Source organism: Roseateles sp. (assembly GCF_031397715.1).
Lineage (GTDB): Bacteria > Pseudomonadota > Gammaproteobacteria > Burkholderiales > Burkholderiaceae_C > Paucibacter_A.
On sequence record NZ_JANNMI010000205.1, the window covers coordinates 1 to 4,490 of the forward strand.

General features: G+C 65.5%; 4 protein-coding genes. All 4 read right to left on the minus strand.

All coding sequences use genetic code 11. The features are described from left to right. A partial coding sequence (locus tag RMO57_RS09065; RefSeq protein ID WP_310385885.1) for a sigma-70 family RNA polymerase sigma factor occupies positions 1-469 on the minus strand: 469 nt, incomplete at its 3' end. Between the two features lie 18 nt (positions 470-487). Then, positions 488-1,297, minus strand: a complete 810-nt coding sequence (locus RMO57_RS09070) for a flagellar biosynthesis protein (protein WP_310385887.1) — start codon at positions 1,295-1,297, stop codon at positions 488-490. A gap of 33 nt (positions 1,298-1,330) precedes the next feature. Further along, positions 1,331-2,995, minus strand: coding sequence for a flagellar biosynthesis protein FlhF (gene flhF / locus RMO57_RS09075; protein WP_310385889.1), 1,665 nt, complete (start codon positions 2,993-2,995; stop codon positions 1,331-1,333). Continuing rightward, positions 2,992-4,490, minus strand: a 1,499-nt coding sequence (locus tag RMO57_RS09080) for a flagellar biosynthesis protein FlhA (protein WP_310385891.1), incomplete at its 5' end; no start/stop codon positions are given. The genes flhF and RMO57_RS09080, both read right to left, overlap by 4 nt.

The window sequence follows — 4,490 nt, forward strand, 5'->3', positions numbered from 1 at the left end:
CGAGGAAGTCCTCGTCACCTTCGTCGCCGGCCATATCTTCCAGATAGACCAGCTGGGTGCCACGCACCTTGCCCAGCAGGTCTTGGTACTCTTCCAGCGGCACGCCCATCTGGACGGCGATTTCGCTTTCCAGCGGCGCCCGGCCGAGTTGCTGCTCCAGCTTGCGTACCGCACTTTCGATCTCGCGCTGCTGGCGACGCGAGCCGCGGCTCATCCAGTCGCCGCCGCGCAGCTCGTCCAGCATGGCGCCGCGAATGCGCTGGGTCGCGAAGGTTTCGAACTGCACGCCCTGACCAATGTCGAAGCGGCTCAGGGCGTCGGTCAAACCGATCAAGCCGACCTGGATCAGGTCGTCGATTTCGATATTGGCGGGCAGTTTGGCAATCATCTGATGCGCCAGGCGGCGCACCAAGGGGCTGTACTGCCGAATCAGGGAGGAATTATCGAGGCGGCCTTTGGCGGTATACATCATCAGCTCCAGCGGCAATCAAACAGTGGCAACAGCAGCGCGGTGCATCTGTGCCCGCACCGGCGGACGCAGAGGGCTGGCATTGACCGAGGCTTCCAAGGCGGCACCGGGAGGGGCGGCCATCAGAAGTTCACGCGCCAGATGGCGAATCTCAGCGGATATCGGCGCGCTGGATGGGCTCTTGGGGTCCATGCAGGCCCAGTCGCGCAGCACCGCACCGAGGAAACCATCGGCGCAGCTGCTGATTTGTTGGGCAATCCGGTCCGACAAGCGCAGCTGCGGCGAGCAGGCCAGCAGCAGGCTGTAGACCATCAGGCCGGCGCGGCTGGCCAGCCACTTCATGCCGGCATAGGCGTGGGTCACGCTCATGCTGTCGGTGTCGGCCAGCAAGACCGGCCGCACTTCGCGCAACGCCACCACGCGGGCCAGCTCGGCGGCGCTGGCGTGCAGCAGCACCACATCGGCAAACGGCGCGGCTTCGCTGACCACTTCCAGGAATTGGGCTGCCGAGCCATTGGCGTTGATGTAGCGCATCGGCAGGCCGCGCGCGGCCAGGTAGGACACATCTTTCGATAGGCGCTCGATGCATGAGCCCAAATCGATTGAGGCCATCTCCGCCGGCAGCGGCGCGCTCTCACCGGCGTCGACCACCAAGGTATGCAGACCGAGCTCGGCAAAGGCCGCGCACAGCCCTTCAAGCAGCACGCCGCCGCCGACCACATGGGGGTTGCTGACGACCGGGATGAAGCGGACCCGCGAAGTGGCGAAGAGACGGCGCAGACCGTCGGCTTGGTCCTGCGGGGAATGAGTGCGGTGAGCGTCGCGCATGATGTTGTCCTGGGTTCGGTCTTGTAGCGGGGACTAGAAAGCACCCATGGCGGCGGGATGCTTGAGGCCCAGCGCGGGCCCCCCGGCAAAAATCAAATTCACATCGGCGCTGTCCATGCGCCAGGCGCCGGCAGCCACCGCCCGCAGCGCACGTTGCACCAGGGCCTGACTAGAGAGGCGGTGCCAGTCTTCCGGCACCCGCTGGCCATTGGTGACGCCCAGCACCTTGAGCTTGTGGCGGATCAAGGTATCCAGCGCAGGGGCCAGCTTGACGGCCTCGTCGATCTTGGACAGCACCACGCCGTGGCAGTCGCTGGCACGCCAGGCGCTGACCACATCCTCAATCGTCTCGCCCTGCTGAGCGGCGTTGATGACCAGGATTCTGCGCACGCTGGGATGGGCCAGCATGTCCAGTAACTCGTTAGTTCGGCTGTCGCGCTGCGCCATGCCGGCGGTGTCGATCAAGACCATCTTCTTGTTGGACAGCAGCTCCAGCAGGTCCTCCAGCGACGCGCGGTCATGCGCCGTGTGCACCGGCACGCCGAGGATGCGGCCATAGGCGCGCAGCTGTTCGTGCGCACCGACCCGGTAGGCGTCGAGCGTGATCAGGCCCAGATTGGCGGCGCCGTAACGGGTGGCAAAAGCCGCCGCCAGTTTGGCCGTGGTGGTGGTCTTGCCCACGCCGGTGGAGCCGATCAGGGCGAACACACCGCCCTGCTCTTCCAAGGCCGGGCTGGCTTCGTCGGTGCGCAGATTGCGCGACAGCACATTGGCCGCCCAAGTCGTTTCGTCGGCAGCCTCGCCGGGCCCGCCCTTGAATTCGGCCGGGCAGCCCTCGACCAGCTTGCGCACCAAGGCGGGCGAAAAGCCAATCTCCAGCAGCTTCTGCGTCAAGCGCGCCTGGATCGGCTGGCGCTGCAGCTTTTCCATGAAGGCCAGGGCACCGAAGCGTTCTTCGATCATGCCCTTCACCTGGCGCAGCTCGTTCATCATGTCTTGCTGGTCACGCCGGCCACGGCCGGGCATGTCGGGCAGCTCGTTCTGATGGCCCAGGCCCGACAGGTCGGCCATGTCACGCTGCATCGCGGGTACGCGAATTTCGTCACGCAGCACCGGCGGCGCACGCCGCTGGGCCGGGGCCGGCGGGGGTGCTGCCGGCTCGGCACGGCGTGGCTGCATCGCTTGCAGGGCCGTCTGAGCGCGTTGCTGGCGAGCGGCATTCAGCGAGCTGACGCCGGGCGCTTCTTGCGCTCGGTCCATCATCATCGGCGGAGCCAAAGGATCGGGCACGCCGTCCAGTTCGGCCTGGCGACGCTTGAGCACGCGCTCGCGCACATAGTCCTGGAAGGACAAGGTGCTCATCGCCAGCGTCTGCACATCGTCACCGACATCGCCGGCCGGGTCGGCATAGCCGAAGCTGGGCTCGTTGCGCTGACCCGTGCGAGCGGCGAAGCTGCGCGAGGTAGGTGTTTCAGCCGGCGCAGCCGGGCGCGCCTGCAAACGGCTAGGCGCCGCGACGCGAGGGGCGGTGGCCGCCACACGTTCGATCTGCGACATGCCTTCCGGCGCCATCGCCAGCACCTCGACACCACCGGCGCAGGGCTTGTTGGACAAGACCACAGCGTCATTGCCGAAGGCCTGGCGCACCAAGGCCATCGCCTCACGGGAGGTTTTAGCGGTAAAGCTTTTGACGTTCATGCCGTGCCCCCAATGATCGATCCGATGCGGATGGAGTGAGTTTCAGGAATTTCGCTATGGCCGAGCACTTTCAGGCGCGGCGCTGCGCGCTTGAGCAAGCGGGCCATCGGTGCGCGGATCAGGTCGGGCACCAGCAAGCAAGCGGGCACACCGCGGTCTTCTTGGGCCTGGGCGGTCTCGGCGGCGCTGCGCGCCAGGGTGTCGGCCACACCAGGGTCCAAGGCGGCGCCGTGCGGCGAGTTCAGAGCCTGGGTCACCAAGCGCTCCAGCTCGGGCTCCAGGGCGATCACATCCAGCTCCTTCACCGCGCCGTAGATCTGCTGCACGATGGCCGGCGAGATATGGGTGCGGATGCGCCGGGCCAGCTCGGCCGGGTCGGTCACGCTGGAATTTTCAGCCAGGCTCTCGACGATGGAACGCATGTCACGGATGTGCACACCCTCTTCCAGCAACAGCTGAAGAATTTTTTGCAAGGTGGCAATACCGATCATTTTTGGAATCACATCTTCAATCAGTTGAGGCGCTTGTTTGGTCAGGTGTTCAACCAGTGCCTGGGTCTCTACGCGGCCCAGCAACTTCGCTGCGTGGACCTGCATCAAGTGTGAAAGATGTGTGGCCACCACGGTCGAACAATCAACCACGGTAAATCCGGCCATTTGCGCCATTTCTTTTTGCTTGTCATCGATCCACACCGCCGGCAGGCCAAAAGCCGGGTCGGTGGTCTGGGTACCGATGAGCTTTTGGGTCGCCTGGCCCGGATTGATGGCCAACCACATGCCCGGGAAGGCCTCGGCCTCGCCCACCACGGCGCCGCGCAGCGACAGCCGGTACTGGCTGGGCCGCAGCTCCAGGTTGTCGCGGATATGCACCGACGGCGGCAGGAAACCAACCTCCTGCGCAAACTTGCGCCGCACGCCCTTGATGCGACTGAGCAGGTCGCCCTCGCGGGTCTTGTCGACCAGGCTGATCAGGCGGTAGCCGACCTCCAGGCCCAGGGTGTCAACCGGGATCAGATCGTCCCAGGTCGCTTCTGAATTCGGCTCGGCCGGCGCCAAGGCGCTCACAGCCTGGCTGGTCTTGGCTTCGCGCTCCTGCTGCTGGTCCTTCGTGCGCAGCCACCAGGCCAGATAGCCCATGGCGCCGGAAATGAGCAAGAACACCAGATGCGGCATGCCGGGAATCAGGCCCAGCAGGCCGATCACACCCGAGGTCACGGCCAGCGACTTGGCCGACCCGAAGACCTGGCGGCCGATCTGGCTGCCGATGTCTTTCTCGGTGCCGACGCGCGACACCACCATCGCTGCGGCGACCGAGATCAACAGCGCCGGGATCTGCGCCACCAAGGCATCGCCGACCGCCAGCAAGATGTAGGAGTCGGCCGCCTGGCCCGCGCTCAGGCCATGCTGAACCATGCCGATGATGAAGCCGCCGACGATGTTGATGAACAGAATCAACATGCCGGCCACCGCGTCGCCGCGCACGAACTTGCTGGCAC

What these genes read in the sequence shown, in the direction of transcription:
- RMO57_RS09070 (WP_310385887.1), bottom strand. Translation starts at nt 1,297, where the DNA reads ATGCGCGACGCTCACCGCACTCATTCCCCGCAGGACCAAGCCGACGGT.
- flhF (WP_310385889.1), bottom strand. Translation starts at nt 2,995, where the DNA reads ATGAACGTCAAAAGCTTTACCGCTAAAACCTCCCGTGAGGCGATGGCC.